This is a genomic window from Millionella massiliensis, from assembly GCF_900104655.1.
In the GTDB taxonomy this organism is placed as follows: Bacteria; Bacteroidota; Bacteroidia; order Bacteroidales; family Rikenellaceae; genus Rikenella; species Rikenella massiliensis.
Window position 1 is genome coordinate 2,230,673 of the sequence record NZ_FNWD01000002.1, and the last position, 16,759, is coordinate 2,247,431.

Consider the following 16,759-nt stretch of genomic DNA (forward strand, 5'->3'; position numbering starts at 1 on the left):
CCTCATCGGGCCTGCTGAAGGGGGTTACGCCAGTTTCTGGAACTCTTCGGGGGTGACGGTTTTTTCGTTCACTTTGATCTGTTCGGCCACGGCGGCGATCACTTTCTGTTCGCCCACCTTGTCGTAGATCTTGCGGACCTCTTCCTTGTTGCCGAGGATCGAACCCACGAAGTTTTCAAGCATGTCGTCGGCTACGGTGTGCATGCCGTAGTACTGGAATTGCATCATGGCAACCTCTTTGGCTTCGGCTTTGACGTCGTCCTGGGTGACTTCGAGGTTGTTGGCTTTCATCACGTGGCGGCGGATCAGGTCCCAGCGCAGCATGTCGAGGAACTGCGAGAACTCTTTTTCGATCTCTTCCATCGAGAATTTACCCTGGTTCACCTGGTAGAGCCAGTTTTTCAGGAAGGCTTCGGGCAGGCTGAGGTTGGTCTTCTCGAGCAGGTATTTCCGCATGTCGGCCGTGAATTTGTATTCGGTCTCTTTGGCCAGTTCGTGGCGGATCTGTTCGTCGATCTTGGCGTCGAACTGTTCGGGGGTGGTCACGTCGCCGGCCGGGAAGGCGAGCTTGAAGAACTCTTCGTTCATCTCGGGTTCGGCGAACTTGCGGATCTGGGTGATGGTGAAGGTGTAGTTCGGGTCCATCCCTTCGAGTTCGGCCTCTTTCACGCCCAGGATCGAGGCGCGCTGCGACGGGGTCTTGTAGATTTCGTTGACGTTCACTTCGACGGTGTCGCCCACTTTCTTGCCGATGAAGGGTTTGCGGCTCTCTTCGTCCATGCTGATGAGGCCTACGTAGGCGTCGTCGATGGTGGTTTCGCCCTGGGTGAGGGTACCGGTCAGTGCTTCGTCGTCGGCTACCACGTCGACGTCAACCAGTTTGCCGAAACGACGCATGTAGTTGCTGCGGAAGCCTTTGCGCATGTCGTCGTTCGGTTCGATGATGTATTTGGTGATGCTGTTCTTTTTGCTCAGGGCGAGGTCAACTTCGGGAGCCAGACCGATTTCGAATACGAATTCAAATTCGGTAGCGGTGTCGAAATCCAGTTCGCCTTGTTTGTCGGAGGGCATCAGGTCGCCTACGGTGTCGATGTTGTTTTCCTTGATATAGTCGAAGGCGGCGTCGGTTGCTTTGCGGTAGGCGTTGTCGGCCACGGCGCTCTTGCGGTACATCTTGTTGATGATACCCATCGGAACCATGCCCGGACGGAAACCCGGGATGTTGGCTTTGCGTTTATACTCTTTGAGTTGTTTTTCGACCTGTTCCTTGTAATCGGCTTCGCCCACGGTGACCCGGAGCAGCGCGGTCTGGTTTTCGAGGTTTTCTCTAACTACGTTCATTGCGTATGTTGTTTGTTTTATTTGCCTTAGTGAGCCAATTAGAGCGCAAAGGTAACGGATTTTTTATGAAAATCCGCTACTTTTGATCCGGATGACCATGTTTTACGATAAGGTATTTTGCGATTTGGCCGATTCGGATCGGTTCCGGAGCGGAGATTTCGAGCGTTGTACGTTTCGGGGATGCGACCTGACGCAGGCCGATTTCACCGATGCGGAGCTGGCGGATTGCCGTTTCGAGGAGTGTCGGTTGTCGGGGCCGGGTTTCGATGGTGCGGGGCTTCGGGATGCGGTGTTCGAGCGTTGCGAGTTGCGGGGCGTGGATTTCGGACGTTGCCGCAGGCTTGGATTCGGCGTGGCGTTCCGGGGGTGTCATTTGAGCTTTTGTTCGTTCCGTGAGTTGAAAATGGAGCGAACGCTTTTTACCGGGAGTGTGTTGCGGGAGTGTTTCTTTTCGGAGTGCGACCTTGCGGAGGCCGATTTTTCGGAGTGTGATCTGGAGCGAACCCTGTTCGAACAATGTCGATTGGAGGGTGCCGATTTCCGCGCGGCTTTTGCCTTTACGATCGACCCGGCCGTGAACCGGATGCGTGGGGCGCGTTTCTCACGCGGCGGGCTGGAGGGGTTGTTGACGCAGTTCGGGCTGCGGATCGAGGAGTGATCGGGAACTCACCAGCCGGTTTGCGGGGCATGGAACGCGGCATGGTGCTGCGGGGGCATAATATATCGTGTTGTGTGGCAGTTCTGAATGAAAATTGTGCGGGCCGAAGTTTCGCTGACAGAAACTTCGGCCCGTTGTTGTATGCGGCAGCCCCGCCGAGGGAGGCTTGTTCAGAGTGGTCCGGGGAGTTGGAATGTTGTGCCGGTCTTCTCCGGGGATGCGGGGATGGACTTATTGAGCGGAGGTGTTGCCGTACTGGTTTTCGAGCACGGCCTGTGCAGCCTCGAATGCGTCGAAAAATCCGCGGGCCTGAATGGTGCCGTCGGGGCCGATCAGGATGAAAAAGGGCCAGCCGGTGAAGAAGAAACTCTCCATCAGCGATTTGTTGTCGGGATGGTCGGTTTCGACTTCGACTTCTGTCCAGGGGTGTTGGAGCATCCCGGCCAGTGCGGTGCGCATGTCGTCCACGCCGGGCATGGAGACCTTCTTGTCGGTGGGCAGGTTGTCGTGAACCTGACGGATGGTGGCGATGGATTCGGTCACACCGAGCACATCGAGTCCCTGTGCGTGGTATTTGTCGTGCAGCTCCCGTACGAGCGGGTCGATATAGAGCGAGCCGGGGCAGAGTCCCCAGTGGTAGATCAGCAGGTGGCGTCCGCGGAAGTCGGCTTTGGTCAGTTTCTGACCGGTGGTGCTGATGACCGTGAAGTCGGGGGCGGGCTGGCCGTTGGCCAACTGTTCCATCCGGCGGAGCAACTGATCGAAAAGCCGGCCGTAGTAGCTCTCCTTCAGTTCGGGCGAGTAGCTTTCGTAGGTGGCACGAGACTGGTCGAGCGGTTCGTAGGTGATCTCCGGCAGTTTGTCGAGCAACAGGTAGAGCGTTCCGTCGGGATGGGCTTCGGCATAGGCTTTGTCAGCCTCGGCGGACCGTTTGAATCCGGGGTCGGAGGAGTTGGTATGGCCGAAATTGTTGAAGAGTTGTTCGTATTTCCGTCCGGCTGCGGTGTCTTTGCGGGCGAAGGCGGCCTGTGCCTCGTAGGCGTAGTTGCCGCGGATCATTCCGAGCGAATCTTCGAGGCGTAGCGATTCGGCCAGCAGCGGGTCGTCGTACAGACCGCCGGTGAGGGTGCTGTAATAGATCTGGTCGGCGGTTCCGTGGAGTTGGAGCCGGTCGCCGTCGGTGAGGATGAGCTGCATGCCCTGTCGGTCGCAGTGTCGGGCTTCGCCGGTTTTCGGGTGGTAGGTGAACACGTAGTGCTGGTCGTGCTCCTGCGTGCCGCGGTACCGGAAGGTGCCGGCCTTTTTAACGATAATGTCGAAGGCGGGTTCGAGTTCCCAACGCGGGTGAATGACCCGTTCGAAACGCAGTGTGTCGCCGGGTTGCAGGCCGTCGATGCGGCCGCTCAGGGTGAAATGTTGTTGGCCGATGGCGGGTGTACCCAGCACGGCGGCCGTAATCAGCGTTAAAAAGCGGTGTTGCATCATAAACTGAGTTTTTGTGTTACACCGCTAATATAACTAAAAATATCGTCAGTCTGTTCTTTGTCCGAAAAGATTATTTTTTGACTTTCCGCAACTCGAAGTCGGGTCCCAGGTAGACCCGGCGTACGTATTCGTCGGCGGCCAACTCTTCGGCCGTGCCGGTGCGGATCACCTTCCCTTCGACCAGGATGTAGGTGCGGTCGGTGATGCTCAGGGTTTCGTGTACGTTGTGGTCCGTGATGATGACGCCGATGTTCTTCTCCTTGAGCGAGGCCACGATCGACTGGATTTCGGCCACGGCGATCGGGTCCACGCCGGCGAAGGGTTCGTCGAGCAGAATGAATTTCGGATTGATGGCTACGGCGCGTGCGATCTCGGTGCGTCGTCTCTCACCCCCGGAGAGTTGCTGGCCGAGGCTCTTGCGCACCTTCGTGAGGCTGAACTCCCGAATCAGATATTCGATGCGCTCGCGCTGGTACTCTTTCGAGTAGTCGGTCATCTGCAGGACGGCCTTGATGTTGTCCTCGACGGACAAGCGCCGGAAAACCGAGGCTTCCTGGGCCAGATACCCCACGCCGAGCTGGGCGCGCCGGTAGACGGGCTCTTTGGTGATGTCGAGGTCGTTCAGGAAGATCTGGCCGGCGTTGGGCTTGATCAGCCCCACGGTCATGTAGAAGGTGGTTGTCTTGCCGGCTCCGTTGGGGCCCAGCAGTCCGACGATCTCGCCCTGCTCGACGTCGATCGAGACGCCGTTCACGACCGTGCGCGATTTGTATTTCTTGACGAGGTCTTTTGTCCAAAGACGCATCTTCTCGTTCGGGTTGTTGATTTCCAGCGGATTTTCCATGCAACAGGTGTTTTCTGGTTCGAGAGCGGGCTGTTGTTCGGGTGTCGGTGATAGCCCGGGGGGCCGCGCCTGGGGTGGTTCGTCGTCGGGGGCGTTCAGCGCGAGTCTCCCGCCCCCGAGGGAAAAGGGTTATACCACGCCTTCGCGGAGAATGTCGTGGATGTGGATGATGCCGCAATAGGCGCCGCCCTGCTCCGTATCGAGAACGAGCAGTTGCGTGATCTTATTTTGTTCCATCATGTGAAATGCCTTGACGGCCAGTTCGTCGGCGGCGATGGTCTTCGGCGAGAGGGACATGATGTCGCGTGCCCGGACTGACCGGATGTCCTTGCCGCTCTGGAGCATGCGGCGCAGGTCGCCGTCGGTGATGATGCCCACGAGCCGTCCGTCTCCGGGTTCGACGACGGCAGTGGCTCCGAGCCGTTTGCCCGAGATTTCGATGATGACGGTGTTGAGGTCGGCATCGGGCGATACCCGGGGCGCCCCTTCGTCGGACATGATGTCGCGCACGGTGGTATAGAGCTTCTTGCCGAGTGCTCCGCCGGGGTGGAAGCGGGCGAAATCCTGGGCCGTGAAGCCGCGCATCTTGAGCAGCGTCATGGCCAGCGCGTCGCCCATTACCAGCTGGGCTGTCGTGCTGGAGGTCGGGGCCAGGTTGTTGGGACAGGCCTCTTCGGCGACGGTGGTGTTCAGAATACGGTCGCTGTGTTGTGCCAGGAAGGACTCCAGATTGCCCACCATCCCGATGATCTGGTTGCCCATCTGCTTGATGAACGGAACCAGCACCTTAATTTCGGGCGAGTTGCCGCTTTTGGAGATGCAGATGATGATGTCTTCGGGCTGGATGATTCCCAGGTCGCCATGGATGGCGTCTGCGGCGTGCATGAAGACGGAGGGGGTGCCGGTGGAGTTGAGCGTGGCGACGATCTTGTTGGCGATCAGGGCGCTTTTCCCGATACCCGTGATGATCAGCCGGCCGCGGCTGTGGAAGATCATTTCGGCAATCTCGACGAAACTCTGATCGATATATCCGGCGAGCCGTTCGACGGCTGCACACTCGGTGTGGATGATGTTCCGAGCGAATTCTATGGTCTGTTCGGGAGTCACTTTCGGTTAAAATTTTGGACAAAGGTAGTTGGATTTCATGAAAAATCGTTACCTTTATTGTTGCCTGTGTCGGGGTCCGACCGTCCGATGCGGGCTCAAAGGCTATTTACGGGGGATTTCATTATGACAAACAGTAAACAGCAACATTCGACATCCGACGATTTATACGAAAGCCTCAAACGGCATTTCGGCTTCTCACAATTCAAAGGGAATCAGGAAAAGGTAATTCGCAACGTACTCGCCGGAAACGATACCTTCGTGCTGATGCCCACGGGCGGAGGTAAATCGTTGTGCTATCAGTTGCCGGCCCTGATGATGGACGGTGTGGCGATCGTCATCTCGCCGCTGATTGCCCTGATGAAAAACCAGGTCGATGCCATGCGTACCTTCTCCATGGAGGACGGCGTCGCCCATTTCCTGAACTCATCGCTCAACAAAAGCGCCGTCCAGAAAGTGCGCGAAGACGTGCTCGCAGGCAAAACCAAACTCCTCTACTTTGCCCCCGAGTCGCTCACCAAGGAGGAGAACGTCGAGTTCCTGCGTAAAATCAAGATTTCGTTCTACGCCATCGACGAAGCCCACTGTATCTCGGAGTGGGGCCACGACTTCCGACCCGAGTACCGCCGTATCCGCCCGATCATCGCCGAGATCGGACAGGCGCCCGTCATCGCGCTGACTGCCACGGCGACCCCGAAAGTGCAGCTCGACATCCAGAAAAACCTCGGCATGCAGGACGCCAAGGTCTTCAAGTCGTCGTTCAACCGCCCCAACCTCTACTACGAAGTGCGGCCCAAGGTGGGCGCCACCAAGGAGATCATCAAATACATCAAGCAGAACCCCGGTAAAAGCGGCATCATCTACTGCCTCTCGCGCAAGAAGGTCGAAGAGCTGGCCGAACTGCTCGTGGTCAACGGCATCAAGGCGCTGCCCTATCATGCCGGTATCGACGCCGCCACCCGTGCCGCCAATCAGGATAAGTTCCTGATGGAGGAGGTCGACGTGATCGTGGCCACCATCGCCTTCGGGATGGGGATCGACAAGCCCGACGTGCGCTACGTCATCCACTACGACATTCCCAAATCGCTCGAAGGGTACTACCAGGAGACCGGCCGGGCCGGTCGCGACGGTGGCGAAGGGCGTTGCATCACCTTCTATAGTTATAAGGATATTCAGAAACTCGAGAAGTTCATGCAGGGCAAACCGGTCGCCGAACAGGAGATCGGCAAACTGCTGCTGCAGGAGACCGTCTCCTACGCCGAAAGCGCCATGTGCCGTCGCCGGATGCTGCTCCACTACTTCGGCGAAGAGTACAACGAACCCAACTGCGGATGCTGCGACAACTGCTGCAACCCCCGCGAAGAGTTCGAAGGCCGGGATTTCATGCGGCTGATGCTCGAAACCCTCGAAGCGATCGGCCCGGGCTTCAAGGCCGATTACCTCGAAGCCATGTTGCTCGGCAAAACCACCAACCTGATCAAATCCTACAAACACCATAAACTGGAGCTCTTCGGAGCGGGTGCCGACCACGACGCCCAGTTCTGGAGCGCCGTGATCCGTCAGGGGCAGATCCTCGGACTGATCGACAAGGATATCGAAAACTACGGCCTGCTCTCCATCAGCGACGCCGGCCGTCAGTACCTGGCTCCGGGCGGAGCCTTTAGCGTGAAGCTCGTGGCCGACCACCGCTACGAAGAGTCCGACGACGAGGATTCGCTGACCACCCACGCCCCCAACCGCGGCGGCGAGGCGGCCGATCCGATCCTCTTCTCGATGCTGGCCGACCTGCGGAAAAAGGTTGCACAGAAACACGACCTGCCCCCCTATGTGATCTTCTCCGAAGAGTCATTGAAGGAGATGACCATCCAGTATCCCGTGACCCTTGAGGATATGCTGAACATCACCGGAGTTGGCGAGGGCAAGGCAAAACGCTACGGGAAACCCTTCATCGAACTGATCGCCCGGTATGTTGAGGAGAACGGCATCGAACGGCCTCAGGAGATGGTCGTGCGCAGCGTGGTGAACAAGAGCCGCAACAAAGTCTTCATCATCCAGAGCATCGACCGCAAGATGGACTTCGAGGATATTGCCGACGCCAAGGGACTTTCGATGGAAGAGCTGCTCGAAGAGATCGAAGCCATTGTCGGAGCCGGAACGCGGCTGAACATAGACTACTACATCAACGAGATGGTGGACGAGGATAAAGTGCTCGACATCATCGACTATTTCACCGAAGAGGCTCAGAGCGACTCCGTGGCCGATGCCGTGCGCGAACTGGGCCCCGACTACACCGAAGAGGAGATCCGGCTGGTACGGATCAAATTCCTGAGCGAGGCCGGAAACTGATCTGTCGGCCAACTGCCCTCCGACTGACGTGACGGTCTGTCTGCCCATTTGTGTGGCGGCTTCCTCCGAAGACAACGGCGACAGGCTGCCGGCGTCTGTGCGGCAGTACCGCCCGAAGAGTTGTACGGCGATTCCGCTTGAGCGTATGTGTGGCAGTCAGTCCGGTATCCGCCGACCCTGTAACCTTTCGGAACGAACGAATGACAGAAGTAAGAGCGAAAAAGTATCTCGGTCAGCACTTTCTGACCGACCTGAATATTGCGCGGCGTATAGCCGAAGCACTGCGTACCGATCACGCCCCCGGGGTACTCGAAGTGGGACCCGGCATGGGCGTGCTGACCCAATTCCTGCTGCCCCTGCATGGCGACCGGCTCACCGTGGCCGAAATCGACACCGAGAGCGTCGATTACCTGCGCGTGCACTATCCTGCGCTGAACATCATCGAGGGCGACTTCCTGCAACTCGATCTCGACGCCCTGTACGCCGGGCAGGGCGGCGTCAATATTATCGGGAATTTTCCGTACAACATCTCCTCGCAGATCTTTTTCAAAGTGCTGGACCACCGGCAGATCGTCCCCGAGGTCGTCGGCATGATCCAAAAAGAGGTGGCTGTGCGGCTCGCCGCGCCTCCCGGCGGTAAGGAGTACGGCATCCTGAGCGTCCTGCTCCAGGCCTACTACGACATCGAGTACCTGTTCAGCGTGCCGCCCGGCGTCTTCAACCCGCCGCCCAAGGTGCAGAGCGCCGTGATCCGACTGACCCGCAACGCCGTGCAGCACCTCGACTGCGACGAGGCCCTCTTCCGGAAGATTGTCAAGGCCACCTTCAACCAGCGGCGTAAAACCATTCGGAACTCCCTCTGCTCCGCCTATCCGGCCGTGCGCGAGGCCGTCTCCAGCGGACGGATCGAGCCGCATCCCTGTTTCGGGCTGCGTCCCGAGACCCTCTCCGTCGCCCAGTTCGTCGAACTGACCCGCTGGGTGGCCGACCTGCTCCCCGCGTCCGATTCTGCAACCCTTACCGAATAACCATGAATCCATATATCGAACTGCTGCGGCGCATGATTGCGACCCCTTCCGTGAGCCGCGAAGAGGAACGTACCGCCGACCTGCTGGCCGAATTTCTCACCTCCCGGGGTGTCGACCCCGTGCACCGCTCCCATAACAACGTGTGGGTGCGTAACCGTTGGTTCGATCCGGCCAAACCCACCATCCTGCTCAATTCGCACCACGATACGGTCAAACCCAACAGCGCTTATACCCGCGACCCGTTCGCGCCCGACATCGAGGCCGGGAAACTCTACGGACTCGGCAGCAACGACGCCGGGGCCAGCGTCGTGTCGCTCATTGCCGCCTTCCTGCACTTTTATGAGGCCGAAGGGCTCCGGTATAACCTCTGTCTGGCGCTGACCGCCGAGGAGGAGGTCTCCGGCCGGAACGGTATCGAAAGCATCCTGCCTGAACTGGGCGAGCTGAGTTTTGCGATTGTCGGCGAACCGACCGGGATGGAGCTTGCCATCGCCGAACGCGGTCTGATGGTGCTCGACTGCGTGGCCCACGGCAAGGCCGGCCATGCCGCCCGCAACGAGGGGGATAATGCCATCTACCGGGCGATGCAGGACATCGAGTGGTTCCGCACCTATCGGTTCCCGCAGGAGTCGCAACTGTTCGGCAATGTCAAGATGAGCGTGACGGTTATCAACGCCGGTACGCAGCACAACGTCGTGCCGGCCGAGTGTCGCTATACGGTGGACGTGCGCGTCACCGACCGCTACACCAACGAAGAGGTGCTTGAGATTGTCCGCAGCCACGTCGCCTCCGATGTTACGCCGCGTTCGACCCGCCTCAAACCCTCCTACATCGACCCGTCGCACCCGATCGTGGCGGCCGGGCTGGCACAGGGACGACACACTTACGGCTCGCCGACCACTTCGGATCAGGCCCTGCTGTCGATTCCGTCGCTCAAGATGGGGCCGGGCGATTCGGCCCGTTCGCACAGTGTCGACGAATTTGTGTATGTATCCGAAATCGAAGCCGGCATCGACCAGTATATCGCCATGCTTGAAGCGGTGTGCCGGTAGACGGCCGTTTGGAAAACCGTCCTTTATTGCTTACTTTTGCAGCGTCATTCTGCGGATGTGGTGTAATTGGTAGCCACGCCAGACTTAGGATCTGGTGCCTTAACCGGCGTGGGGGTTCGAGTCCCTTCATCCGCACGTGAATCGAAAACAGACAGAGCAACCCTTCACGAAGGGTTGCTCTGTCTGTTTTTGTCTGAAGACCGGAAGGGAGTGGGGCGAAGGTGGTGTGCGCTTGCGGTTGGGGCCCTGGCGCTAATGCGCGGGGGAAGGGAAAATCGGAGGCGGTTGAAGTGCGTACAAGCATAGCCTCGGGTATGTGTGCGGATGATTCGAAATGCCGGTAAATGTATTCCGATATTCTCAAAAAATCACGGTACAGGCGACGTGGCGCGGGTGGAATGAAATGTCGTGGAGATGTGCGCGAAGAGGAGAGTGCGTGTTCAATCGATGGTTGTTCGGTCCGGTGTGGCAGCCGGGAGTGTGCGGTCGAGCCATTCGAACATCGTGCGGAACGCCTCGGCACGTACAGGCGCGCTGGAGAGGAACAGGTCGTGCATGCCACCCGCAATCGGAACGTACGTGACGTCGCGTCCCAGGTTCGGCGCATAGCGTCGGATATCCTCGACGTTGAGCACCGCATCGGTGCGGAACAGCGCGTCGTCCCACTCGGTGCCGAAATAGGAGCGGTCCGAACTCATGACCAGTACCGGGACGGCGATGTTCAGTCCGCGTTTGATGCGTCGCTGGCCGTTGCGGACGGCACGCAGCCACGAAAAGTAGAGCGGAATCCCTTCGATCGGTTTGAGCTGGGTGTCGAAGTCCCATTCGCCGCGATAGTGCCGGTGGACGCTTTGCGCATAGAGGGGCGAGAGCTCGTTGCGGGCGTGCAGAAACGGGAAAATCAGGCTGGCAGCGGCCGCCAGCGGGATCTGGATGTGTCGCTTGGTCCACGTGGTGTTGAACTCCAGAAAGGGGCTGTTCAACACCACACGGCTGATCGCCCGGCGCTGATCGGCAGGGCCGTCGTCGGCATACAGTGCGGCGAGCAGTCCCCCGGTGGAGTGACCCAGCAGGACGATTTCGGAGGCTCCGGCCGCCTGGATGAAGCGGATGCTTTCGGTCAGGTCGGGGTAGTACTCGTACATGGAGCGTGCGAAGTCGGGATGCTGTCCTTCGAGCCACGATCGTCCGTATTTGCGCAGTTCGACGGCATAAAACCGGTAGCCGCGGGCCACGAAGTGTTCGGCCAGATGCTCCTGGAAAAAGTAGTCGATATAGCCGTGGATGTAGAGCACGGCGCGACCGTTGTCGGTCGTTGGGCGGGGCGCTTCGAACAGGGTGGCGATCACGGGGCCGTCGTAGTCGGCCGGGAAGTGGAAGGTGTGGGTGCGGAATTCCATGGGGATCAGTGCGAACAGTGGGTCAGGCTGCAGGTCTCTCCTGCGGTCTCGAACTCAATGGTAGCATGTTCCGTGCCATTCTCGGCGCAGATGCGGCGAATCTCCGTTTTGAGGCGGATCTGTTCTTCGCAGCTGGCGGGGCGGGTCAGTACCACGTGCAGCGTGCTGATGTTGTGTTCGCCGTCCAGACTCCACAGGTGCAGGTCGTGGATCGAGTCGACGCCCGGCAGGGCCGTAATTTCGTCGCGGAGTTTGGCGGGGTCGATCTCTGCGGGGGTGTGTTGCAGCAGCACGCGCAGGGTGGTGCGCAAGTTCTGGTAGACGTTGTAAAGCACCCAGCAGGAGATGCCGATCGAGAGGATCGGATCGAGGATCGGCAGCTCGACGAAGAGCATCACGACGCTGACCACCAGAACGGCCACCCATCCCAGTACGTCTTCCATCATGTGGAGCATCACGGCGCGTTCGCTGATCGAGCCTCCGCGTTTGAGGCGCAGCGCGGCGAATCCGTTGACCAGTACGCCGAAGACGGCCAGTGCCAGCATCCCCTGTGCGTGGGGCTCCTGCGGGGTGATGATACGTTCGACGCAGGCCTTGATAATGAAGACGGAGCCGACCAGCAGAATGGTGGAGATAAACAGCGCGCCGAGCAGCGAGAAACGTTTGTAGCCGTAGGAGTAGTTGGCGTCGGCCCGGCGTTCGGAGACCTTCTGCAGACGCCATGCTACGGCCAGCGACAGGCTGTCGCCGAAGTCATGGAAGGCGTCCGAGAGGATGGCGATGCTGTTGGTCCACAGGCCGCCCGCCAGCTCGACGATGGCAAACCCAAGGTTGACGAAGAAGGCGACGGCGATGTTGCCGGTCGCGGCATGATGATGGTGGTGGGCGTGATGGGTGTGGTCGTGTGCCATGGAAGAAGCGGGAGTTGAGGGGGTGGCGGGTAGCAGTGGCGGAACTTTGCCCGGGGAGGGTTCAGCGGCCGTGGGGCCCGTTTCCTTCCGGGTGGTAGGGTAGTGTGGTGAGGCGTTTAGCGTATTCCGCGGCGGTTCAGCTCGCGGGTGTAGGCTCGGGCGTTGCGGTTGTGCTCGGAGAGGGTCCGGGCAAAGGCATGCTGGCCCGAAAAGTCGGCTTTGGCGCAGAAGTAGAGGTAATCGTGCCTGTTGTCTTCGTCGGCGTAGGCCAGGGTGGCGTCCAGTGCCGAGATCGGCGGAATGCAGATTGGTCCGGGGGGTAGGCCGGCGTATTTGTAGGTGTTGTAGGGCGAGTCGTACGCCAGGTGACGCTTCAGGATTCGGCGCAGCGAGGTGTTGCCCATGGCGAATTTGACGGTCGGGTCGGCCTGTAGCGGAATTCCGGCCCGCAGACGATTGATGTAGACGCCGGCCACCTGGGTCATCTCGCCTTTGAACTTCGTCTCTTCGATCACGATCGAGGCGATCGTGGAGATCTCTTCCGGTGTGAATCCCAGTTCTTCGGCCTGATCCAGCCGGTCGCCGTCCCAGAAGCGGTCGTGCTCCTTCTTCATTCGCTCCACAAACTCCTTGGGAGTCATGGTCCAGTACACTTCGTAGGTGTTCGGGATGAAGAGCGACGGGAAGGTCGCTTTGGTAAGTCCCGTACTGCGGATCACCTCGTCGTCCGTCAGCACCCGGAGCACTTCGTCCGAATCGGCCTCGATGTATTTCGATACGACTTCGGCCAGGCGTTCCATCGACCGGATGTTGTTAAAGGTCAGCCGGACGGGGGTCTGACGACCGTAGTAGAACTTGGCCTGTGCGGTGCGGTACGACGAACCGGCCCGAAGGGTATAGTTCCCGGCTTGCACGCTGTCCATCTCGTGGGCGCGGGCGTAGGAGTTCCAAGCGCGGAGGTTCTTGAGGTAACCGCTGTCGATCAGCATTTGGCTCAACTCGTCGAAGGTGGTGCCGGTGTGCACCTGGATCGTGCCGTCGCGGAGAATGGCGCTGCCGAAACGGTAGTCGTACTGTTTCCACAGGATCGCGCCGCCGATGACGACCACGATCAGACCCAGCGAGGCGAGAATCGCGATGCCGCGTTTGGTCAGTTTGAAGCGTTTTCGGGTTGTGGAGGCCTTTCTGCGGGTGGATTTGGTTTTTGTCATGTTCGGGATGTGGCTGTTTTGCAGTGTCAAAGGTACTCAAAAATCGAAAATCGACTCCGGAGGGTTGGCCGAATCGGGAAAAAGGTTTACTTTTGTGCCGTGGGTAAGTCTTGTACGACCAGCTCCTGCTGAATCCCCCAGGGCCGGAAGGCAGCAAGGGTAGGTGGTTGTAGCGGTGCGATGCAAGTAGCTTACCCACTTTTTTTGTCTCTGTTCGATCCGTTCCGAAAGAAGAGAGGCGGGTTCGTTCCGAAGCCCGATGTCACGGAGGAGAGTTGCTCGCGGGGCGTTCCCGCCCGATGAAAATATCTGTATTTGGTGGCTTTGGGATCGTTTCTGAAATAGTCTCCTTTTGAGAGATTTCATCTTTAAGATAATAGTTTCTTGATTAGGCCTGATTTTCCGCATAATGAGGTGGAAATCATTACTTCGTACGAGACGTTGGTTTTCGGATTCGGCTCCATGACCTCCACGAACGACCGGATATACGCCGCTTATACCGGTTCTACGGATCCCAAAGGGATGAAGTATATTGCCGTTTTTGACTGGAATAGTCGGTTGAAGAAATTGTATAAAACGGATTACCGTATACGCGCGCTCTGTGTTGACCCTGCTGATGAAAGAACACTTTATGCGGTCATGCGTGATGATGACGGAGAGTATTGCCTGCTCCGCTACGACCTGCCCGAATAGTGCTGCGAGAATCGGAATCCCGGATCCTCCGATCGGAATCTGCCCCCTGCGCGTTTTTCGTGCAGGGGCTTTTTTTCGGCAGTGTATGTTCCCCCGGCAAAAAATCATACCTTTGTAACATGATAATCAAGTTATATCCCGAAAACCCCAACGAGCGCACCGTTCGACAAGTCGTCGACCTGCTGCGTCGCGGCGGGGTGATCGTCTATCCCACCGACACGGTCTATGCCCTCGGTTGCGCCCTCGACCAGCCCAAAGCCATCGAACGGCTCCGTTCGATCCGCGGCGGGAAAGACTCTTCCGAGATGTCCATCGTCTGCTCCGACATCTCCGAAGTGGCCGAATATGCCCGTGTGGACAACCTGGTCTTCAAACTGCTCAAGCACAACCTGCCCGGTCCGTTTACCTTCATTCTGCCCGCCTCGTCGAAAATCTCGGACAAGGTGATGGTCGGTCGTAAAACGGTCGGAATCCGCATCCCCGACAACTCCATCGCCCGCGCCATCGTCGAAGCGCTCGGCGAGCCGCTGGTGACCACCTCCGTGCGTACCGACGACGTCGGCGACGAGGTGGAATACATCACCGATCCCGAACTGATCCACGAACGCTACGCCGCTGTGGATGCCGTGGTGGATGGCGGCATGGGCGACAATTTTGCCTCGACGGTGGTCGACTGCACCACCAGCGGCGAGGTGGAGATCCTCCGTCAGGGACGATCGGAACTCGAATTTTGATACCCCCGCCATGGACGAAAAACAACGCAAACAGAAATTCAGAACCGAACTGCTTACGGCCGGAATGGTGTTGGGGCTGGCCCTGTTCGCCGTTATGGCCCTTCAGTACCTGCTGCACGATGCAGGCCCGCTACTCGCCACGATCCTTTCGTTCGCCAACTTCGGTGTGATTGTGGCCGTACTTATTATATACGGACGCCGTGCGGCGGCGCTCTGTCCGCCCGACCCCGCGACGCGTCCCAACGGATTCAGCTACGGACGTGCTTTCGGATTCTCGCTCCTGGTGTCGCTGCTCAGCGGCATCGTTTACGGGGCAGGATACTACCTGCTGGTCGAAGTGGTCGATCCGCAGTACTTTGCCGAAGCCATGAAGCGCGTGGCCGAGGCTTATGTCTCTTCCGGCATGATGACGGCCGAGCAGGTACAGGCCGGAATGGCCCTGATGCACAACCTCTTTGTCGTGATCTTCGCCAACATGATCGCCATGCTGTTCCAGGGTGGATTCATCGCCCTGTTCACATCGGCCATCGTCCGCTACCGAAAACCCTACAATCCGCTGCCACCGTTGCAGTAATACCGTCGTGGCCCGAGGGGTACGTAACGGGGGCGAGAGAGGTAGGAAAAGTCAGAGAGAAGGCGAGGAAAAGTGAAGTGGTGAGAAGAAGAGCGGAAGAGAGAAAAGGGGAGTGGAAAGAGGGGAGAGGAGAACAGGCAAAAAGATGTGTGGACCGCAATCTGGTCGAGGAGAAACCAGAGAGTCGCCCGAAGGTGCGGCCCGATCGAAGAGAAAACCTGAGAGGCGCCCGAGGCGATAGCCGGCCGAGGAGGGAAAGGTGTGGGGCAAATGGAATCGTAATTTAATTGGACATGGAAATTTCGCTTGTCATTCCCGTATATAATGAAGAGGAGTCGCTGACCCCTCTGATGGAGTGGATCTTCCGCGTGATGGAGGCCAACCGTTTCAGCTACGAAGTGATTTTCGTGGACGACGGCTCGACCGATGCCTCGTGGGATGTTATCACCCGCCTCAAAGAGCGTTACCCGGTGATTCGGGGTATCCGGTTCCGTCGCAACTACGGCAAGTCGCCTGCCCTCTACTGCGGGTTCGATGCCGCCGAAGGCGACGTGGTCATCACGATGGATGCGGACATGCAGGATTCGCCCGACGAAATTCCCGAACTCTACCGTATGGTGACCCACGACGGGTACGATCTGGTGTCGGGCTGGAAGCAGAAACGCTATGACCCGCTCGGAAAAACCCTCCCCTCCAAATTCTTCAACCTCACGGCGCGGGTGACCAGCGGGATCAAACTCCACGACTTCAACTGCGGTCTCAAGGCCTATAAGAAAAAGGTGGTTAAGTCGATCGAGGTTTACGGCGAGATGCACCGCTTTATCCCCATCCTGGCCAAGCAGGCCGGATTCAAACGCATCGGCGAGAAGGTCGTACAGCACCGCGCCCGTCAGTTCGGCGTTTCCAAATTCGGATGGGAACGCATGATCAAAGGGTATATCGACCTGCTGACCGTGCTCTTTATGACCCGCTTCGGCCGCCGTCCGATGTATATCTTCGGGGGAATCGGCACGCTGATGTTTCTGGTCGGTGCCGTTATCACCGTCTATCTGATCGTGAAGAAGCTGACCCTTCAGGCCGACGGACTTCCGCTGCGTCCCGTCACCGAGCAGCCCCTCTTCTACATCGCCCTGCTGGCCGTAGGATTGGGCGTGCAGACCTTTCTGGCCGGTTTCCTGGGTGAGATGGTCAATCGTTCGGCTCCCGAACGTAACCGCTACCTGGTCGACGAACGATTGTAAGCAAAATCGGACGGTCAGGTCAGAATCCGGGTGCAAAAAATTGTAAGGTTCTAAAAAAATTATTAAAATTGCAGCCGGAACAGTAGGCCCACCACGAACCCCACAGAGGGGACGGAGAGTGGTAACAGTGAACAAAT

The 16,759-nt window shown here is 58.5% G+C and carries 15 protein-coding genes, 1 tRNA gene, 1 other RNA gene and 1 pseudogene; 11 read left to right on the top strand and 7 right to left on the bottom strand.

Features of this window, described 5'->3' with window-relative positions:
• Positions 1–24: 24 nt before the first annotated feature.
• On the bottom strand, positions 25–1,341 hold the full coding sequence (gene tig, locus BQ5379_RS08560; RefSeq protein WP_071135049.1) for a trigger factor: 1,317 nt from the start codon (positions 1,339–1,341) through the stop codon (positions 25–27).
• Between the two features lie 97 nt (positions 1,342–1,438).
• Between tig and BQ5379_RS11470 the strand changes: the two are divergent.
• A pseudogene (locus BQ5379_RS11470) lies at positions 1,439–1,549 on the top strand (pentapeptide repeat-containing protein); the annotation flags it as partial.
• A 195-nt stretch (positions 1,550–1,744) separates the two neighbouring features.
• Positions 1,745–1,999, top strand: a complete 255-nt coding sequence (locus BQ5379_RS11350; protein ID WP_235846052.1) for a pentapeptide repeat-containing protein — start codon at positions 1,745–1,747, stop codon at positions 1,997–1,999.
• Positions 2,000–2,230: 231 nt separating this feature from the next.
• On the opposite strand, the gene BQ5379_RS08570 is transcribed toward BQ5379_RS11350, so the two are convergent.
• The 3 genes from BQ5379_RS08570 to BQ5379_RS08580 form a co-directional block, all read right to left on the bottom strand.
• Positions 2,231–3,484 carry a peroxiredoxin family protein gene (locus BQ5379_RS08570; RefSeq protein WP_235846053.1) on the bottom strand — a complete coding sequence of 418 codons (1,254 nt, stop codon included), beginning with the start codon at positions 3,482–3,484 and terminating at the stop codon, positions 2,231–2,233.
• Positions 3,485–3,554: 70 nt separating this feature from the next.
• Complete coding sequence (gene lptB, locus BQ5379_RS08575) at positions 3,555–4,289, bottom strand: LPS export ABC transporter ATP-binding protein (RefSeq protein ID WP_071135603.1); 735 nt, start codon at positions 4,287–4,289, stop codon at positions 3,555–3,557.
• A gap of 168 nt (positions 4,290–4,457) precedes the next feature.
• Positions 4,458–5,435, bottom strand: a complete 978-nt coding sequence (locus BQ5379_RS08580) for a KpsF/GutQ family sugar-phosphate isomerase (RefSeq protein ID WP_071135051.1) — start codon at positions 5,433–5,435, stop codon at positions 4,458–4,460.
• Positions 5,436–5,558: 123 nt separating this feature from the next.
• Here BQ5379_RS08580 and recQ point away from each other — a divergent pair, with 123 nt between their 5' ends.
• The 4 genes from recQ to BQ5379_RS08600 all read left to right on the top strand — a co-directional run bounded on the left by recQ (position 5,559) and on the right by BQ5379_RS08600 (position 9,993).
• Positions 5,559–7,778: a DNA helicase RecQ gene (gene recQ, locus BQ5379_RS08585; RefSeq protein ID WP_071135052.1), complete on the top strand. Its 2,220-nt coding sequence runs from the start codon at positions 5,559–5,561 to the stop codon at positions 7,776–7,778.
• 200 nt (positions 7,779–7,978) lie between these two features.
• Complete coding sequence (gene rsmA / locus BQ5379_RS08590) at positions 7,979–8,806, top strand: 16S rRNA (adenine(1518)-N(6)/adenine(1519)-N(6))-dimethyltransferase RsmA (RefSeq protein WP_071135053.1); 828 nt, start codon at positions 7,979–7,981, stop codon at positions 8,804–8,806.
• 2 nt (positions 8,807–8,808) lie between these two features.
• A complete protein-coding gene (locus BQ5379_RS08595; protein WP_071135054.1) occupies positions 8,809–9,858 on the top strand; it encodes a M20 family metallo-hydrolase in 1,050 nt (349 codons plus the stop codon).
• 51 nt (positions 9,859–9,909) lie between these two features.
• A tRNA-Leu gene (locus BQ5379_RS08600) sits at positions 9,910–9,993 on the top strand.
• Positions 9,994–10,298: 305 nt separating this feature from the next.
• On the opposite strand, the gene BQ5379_RS08605 is transcribed toward BQ5379_RS08600, so the two are convergent.
• The 3 genes from BQ5379_RS08605 to mltG form a co-directional block, all read right to left on the bottom strand.
• Positions 10,299–11,258 (bottom strand): alpha/beta hydrolase, encoded by a 960-nt coding sequence (locus tag BQ5379_RS08605; protein WP_071135055.1) that lies wholly within the window; start codon positions 11,256–11,258, stop codon positions 10,299–10,301.
• 5 nt (positions 11,259–11,263) lie between these two features.
• A complete protein-coding gene (locus tag BQ5379_RS08610) occupies positions 11,264–12,169 on the bottom strand; it encodes a cation diffusion facilitator family transporter (RefSeq protein WP_071135056.1) in 906 nt (301 codons plus the stop codon).
• Positions 12,170–12,285: 116 nt separating this feature from the next.
• Positions 12,286–13,380, bottom strand: a complete 1,095-nt coding sequence (gene mltG, locus BQ5379_RS08615; protein WP_071135057.1) for an endolytic transglycosylase MltG — start codon at positions 13,378–13,380, stop codon at positions 12,286–12,288.
• Positions 13,381–13,481: 101 nt separating this feature from the next.
• Between mltG and ffs the strand changes: the two genes are divergently transcribed.
• The 5 genes from ffs (at position 13,482) to BQ5379_RS08640 (ending at position 16,622) form a co-directional block, all read left to right on the top strand.
• Positions 13,482–13,574: signal recognition particle sRNA small type (ffs, locus tag BQ5379_RS08620), an RNA gene on the top strand.
• 220 nt (positions 13,575–13,794) lie between these two features.
• Positions 13,795–14,073, top strand: a complete 279-nt coding sequence (locus BQ5379_RS08625) for a hypothetical protein (protein WP_143039432.1) — start codon at positions 13,795–13,797, stop codon at positions 14,071–14,073.
• A gap of 119 nt (positions 14,074–14,192) precedes the next feature.
• On the top strand, positions 14,193–14,807 hold the full coding sequence (locus BQ5379_RS08630) for an L-threonylcarbamoyladenylate synthase (RefSeq protein WP_071135059.1): 615 nt from the start codon (positions 14,193–14,195) through the stop codon (positions 14,805–14,807).
• A gap of 10 nt (positions 14,808–14,817) precedes the next feature.
• The gene (locus BQ5379_RS08635) at positions 14,818–15,381 is read left to right on the top strand and encodes a DUF4199 domain-containing protein (protein WP_071135060.1); all 564 of its coding nucleotides are present in this window, start codon (positions 14,818–14,820) and stop codon (positions 15,379–15,381) included.
• A 293-nt stretch (positions 15,382–15,674) separates the two neighbouring features.
• The gene (locus BQ5379_RS08640; RefSeq protein ID WP_071135061.1) at positions 15,675–16,622 is read left to right on the top strand and encodes a glycosyltransferase family 2 protein; all 948 of its coding nucleotides are present in this window, start codon (positions 15,675–15,677) and stop codon (positions 16,620–16,622) included.
• Positions 16,623–16,759: the final 137 nt, after the last annotated feature.

Bases quoted from the DNA above. Each gene is read 5' to 3' on its own strand.
- tig (WP_071135049.1), bottom strand. From the start codon at position 1,341: ATGAACGTAGTTAGAGAAAACCTCGAAAACCAGACCGCGCTGCTCCGG.
- BQ5379_RS11350 (WP_235846052.1), top strand. From the start codon at position 1,745: ATGGAGCGAACGCTTTTTACCGGGAGTGTGTTGCGGGAGTGTTTCTTT.
- BQ5379_RS08570 (WP_235846053.1), bottom strand. From the start codon at position 3,484: ATGATGCAACACCGCTTTTTAACGCTGATTACGGCCGCCGTGCTGGGT.
- lptB (WP_071135603.1), bottom strand. From the start codon at position 4,289: ATGCGTCTTTGGACAAAAGACCTCGTCAAGAAATACAAATCGCGCACG.
- recQ (WP_071135052.1), top strand. From the start codon at position 5,559: ATGACAAACAGTAAACAGCAACATTCGACATCCGACGATTTATACGAA.
- rsmA (WP_071135053.1), top strand. From the start codon at position 7,979: ATGACAGAAGTAAGAGCGAAAAAGTATCTCGGTCAGCACTTTCTGACC.
- BQ5379_RS08595 (WP_071135054.1), top strand. From the start codon at position 8,809: ATGAATCCATATATCGAACTGCTGCGGCGCATGATTGCGACCCCTTCC.
- BQ5379_RS08605 (WP_071135055.1), bottom strand. From the start codon at position 11,258: ATGGAATTCCGCACCCACACCTTCCACTTCCCGGCCGACTACGACGGC.
- BQ5379_RS08610 (WP_071135056.1), bottom strand. From the start codon at position 12,169: ATGGCACACGACCACACCCATCACGCCCACCACCATCATCATGCCGCG.
- mltG (WP_071135057.1), bottom strand. From the start codon at position 13,380: ATGACAAAAACCAAATCCACCCGCAGAAAGGCCTCCACAACCCGAAAA.
- BQ5379_RS08630 (WP_071135059.1), top strand. From the start codon at position 14,193: ATGATAATCAAGTTATATCCCGAAAACCCCAACGAGCGCACCGTTCGA.
- BQ5379_RS08635 (WP_071135060.1), top strand. From the start codon at position 14,818: ATGGACGAAAAACAACGCAAACAGAAATTCAGAACCGAACTGCTTACG.
- BQ5379_RS08640 (WP_071135061.1), top strand. From the start codon at position 15,675: ATGGAAATTTCGCTTGTCATTCCCGTATATAATGAAGAGGAGTCGCTG.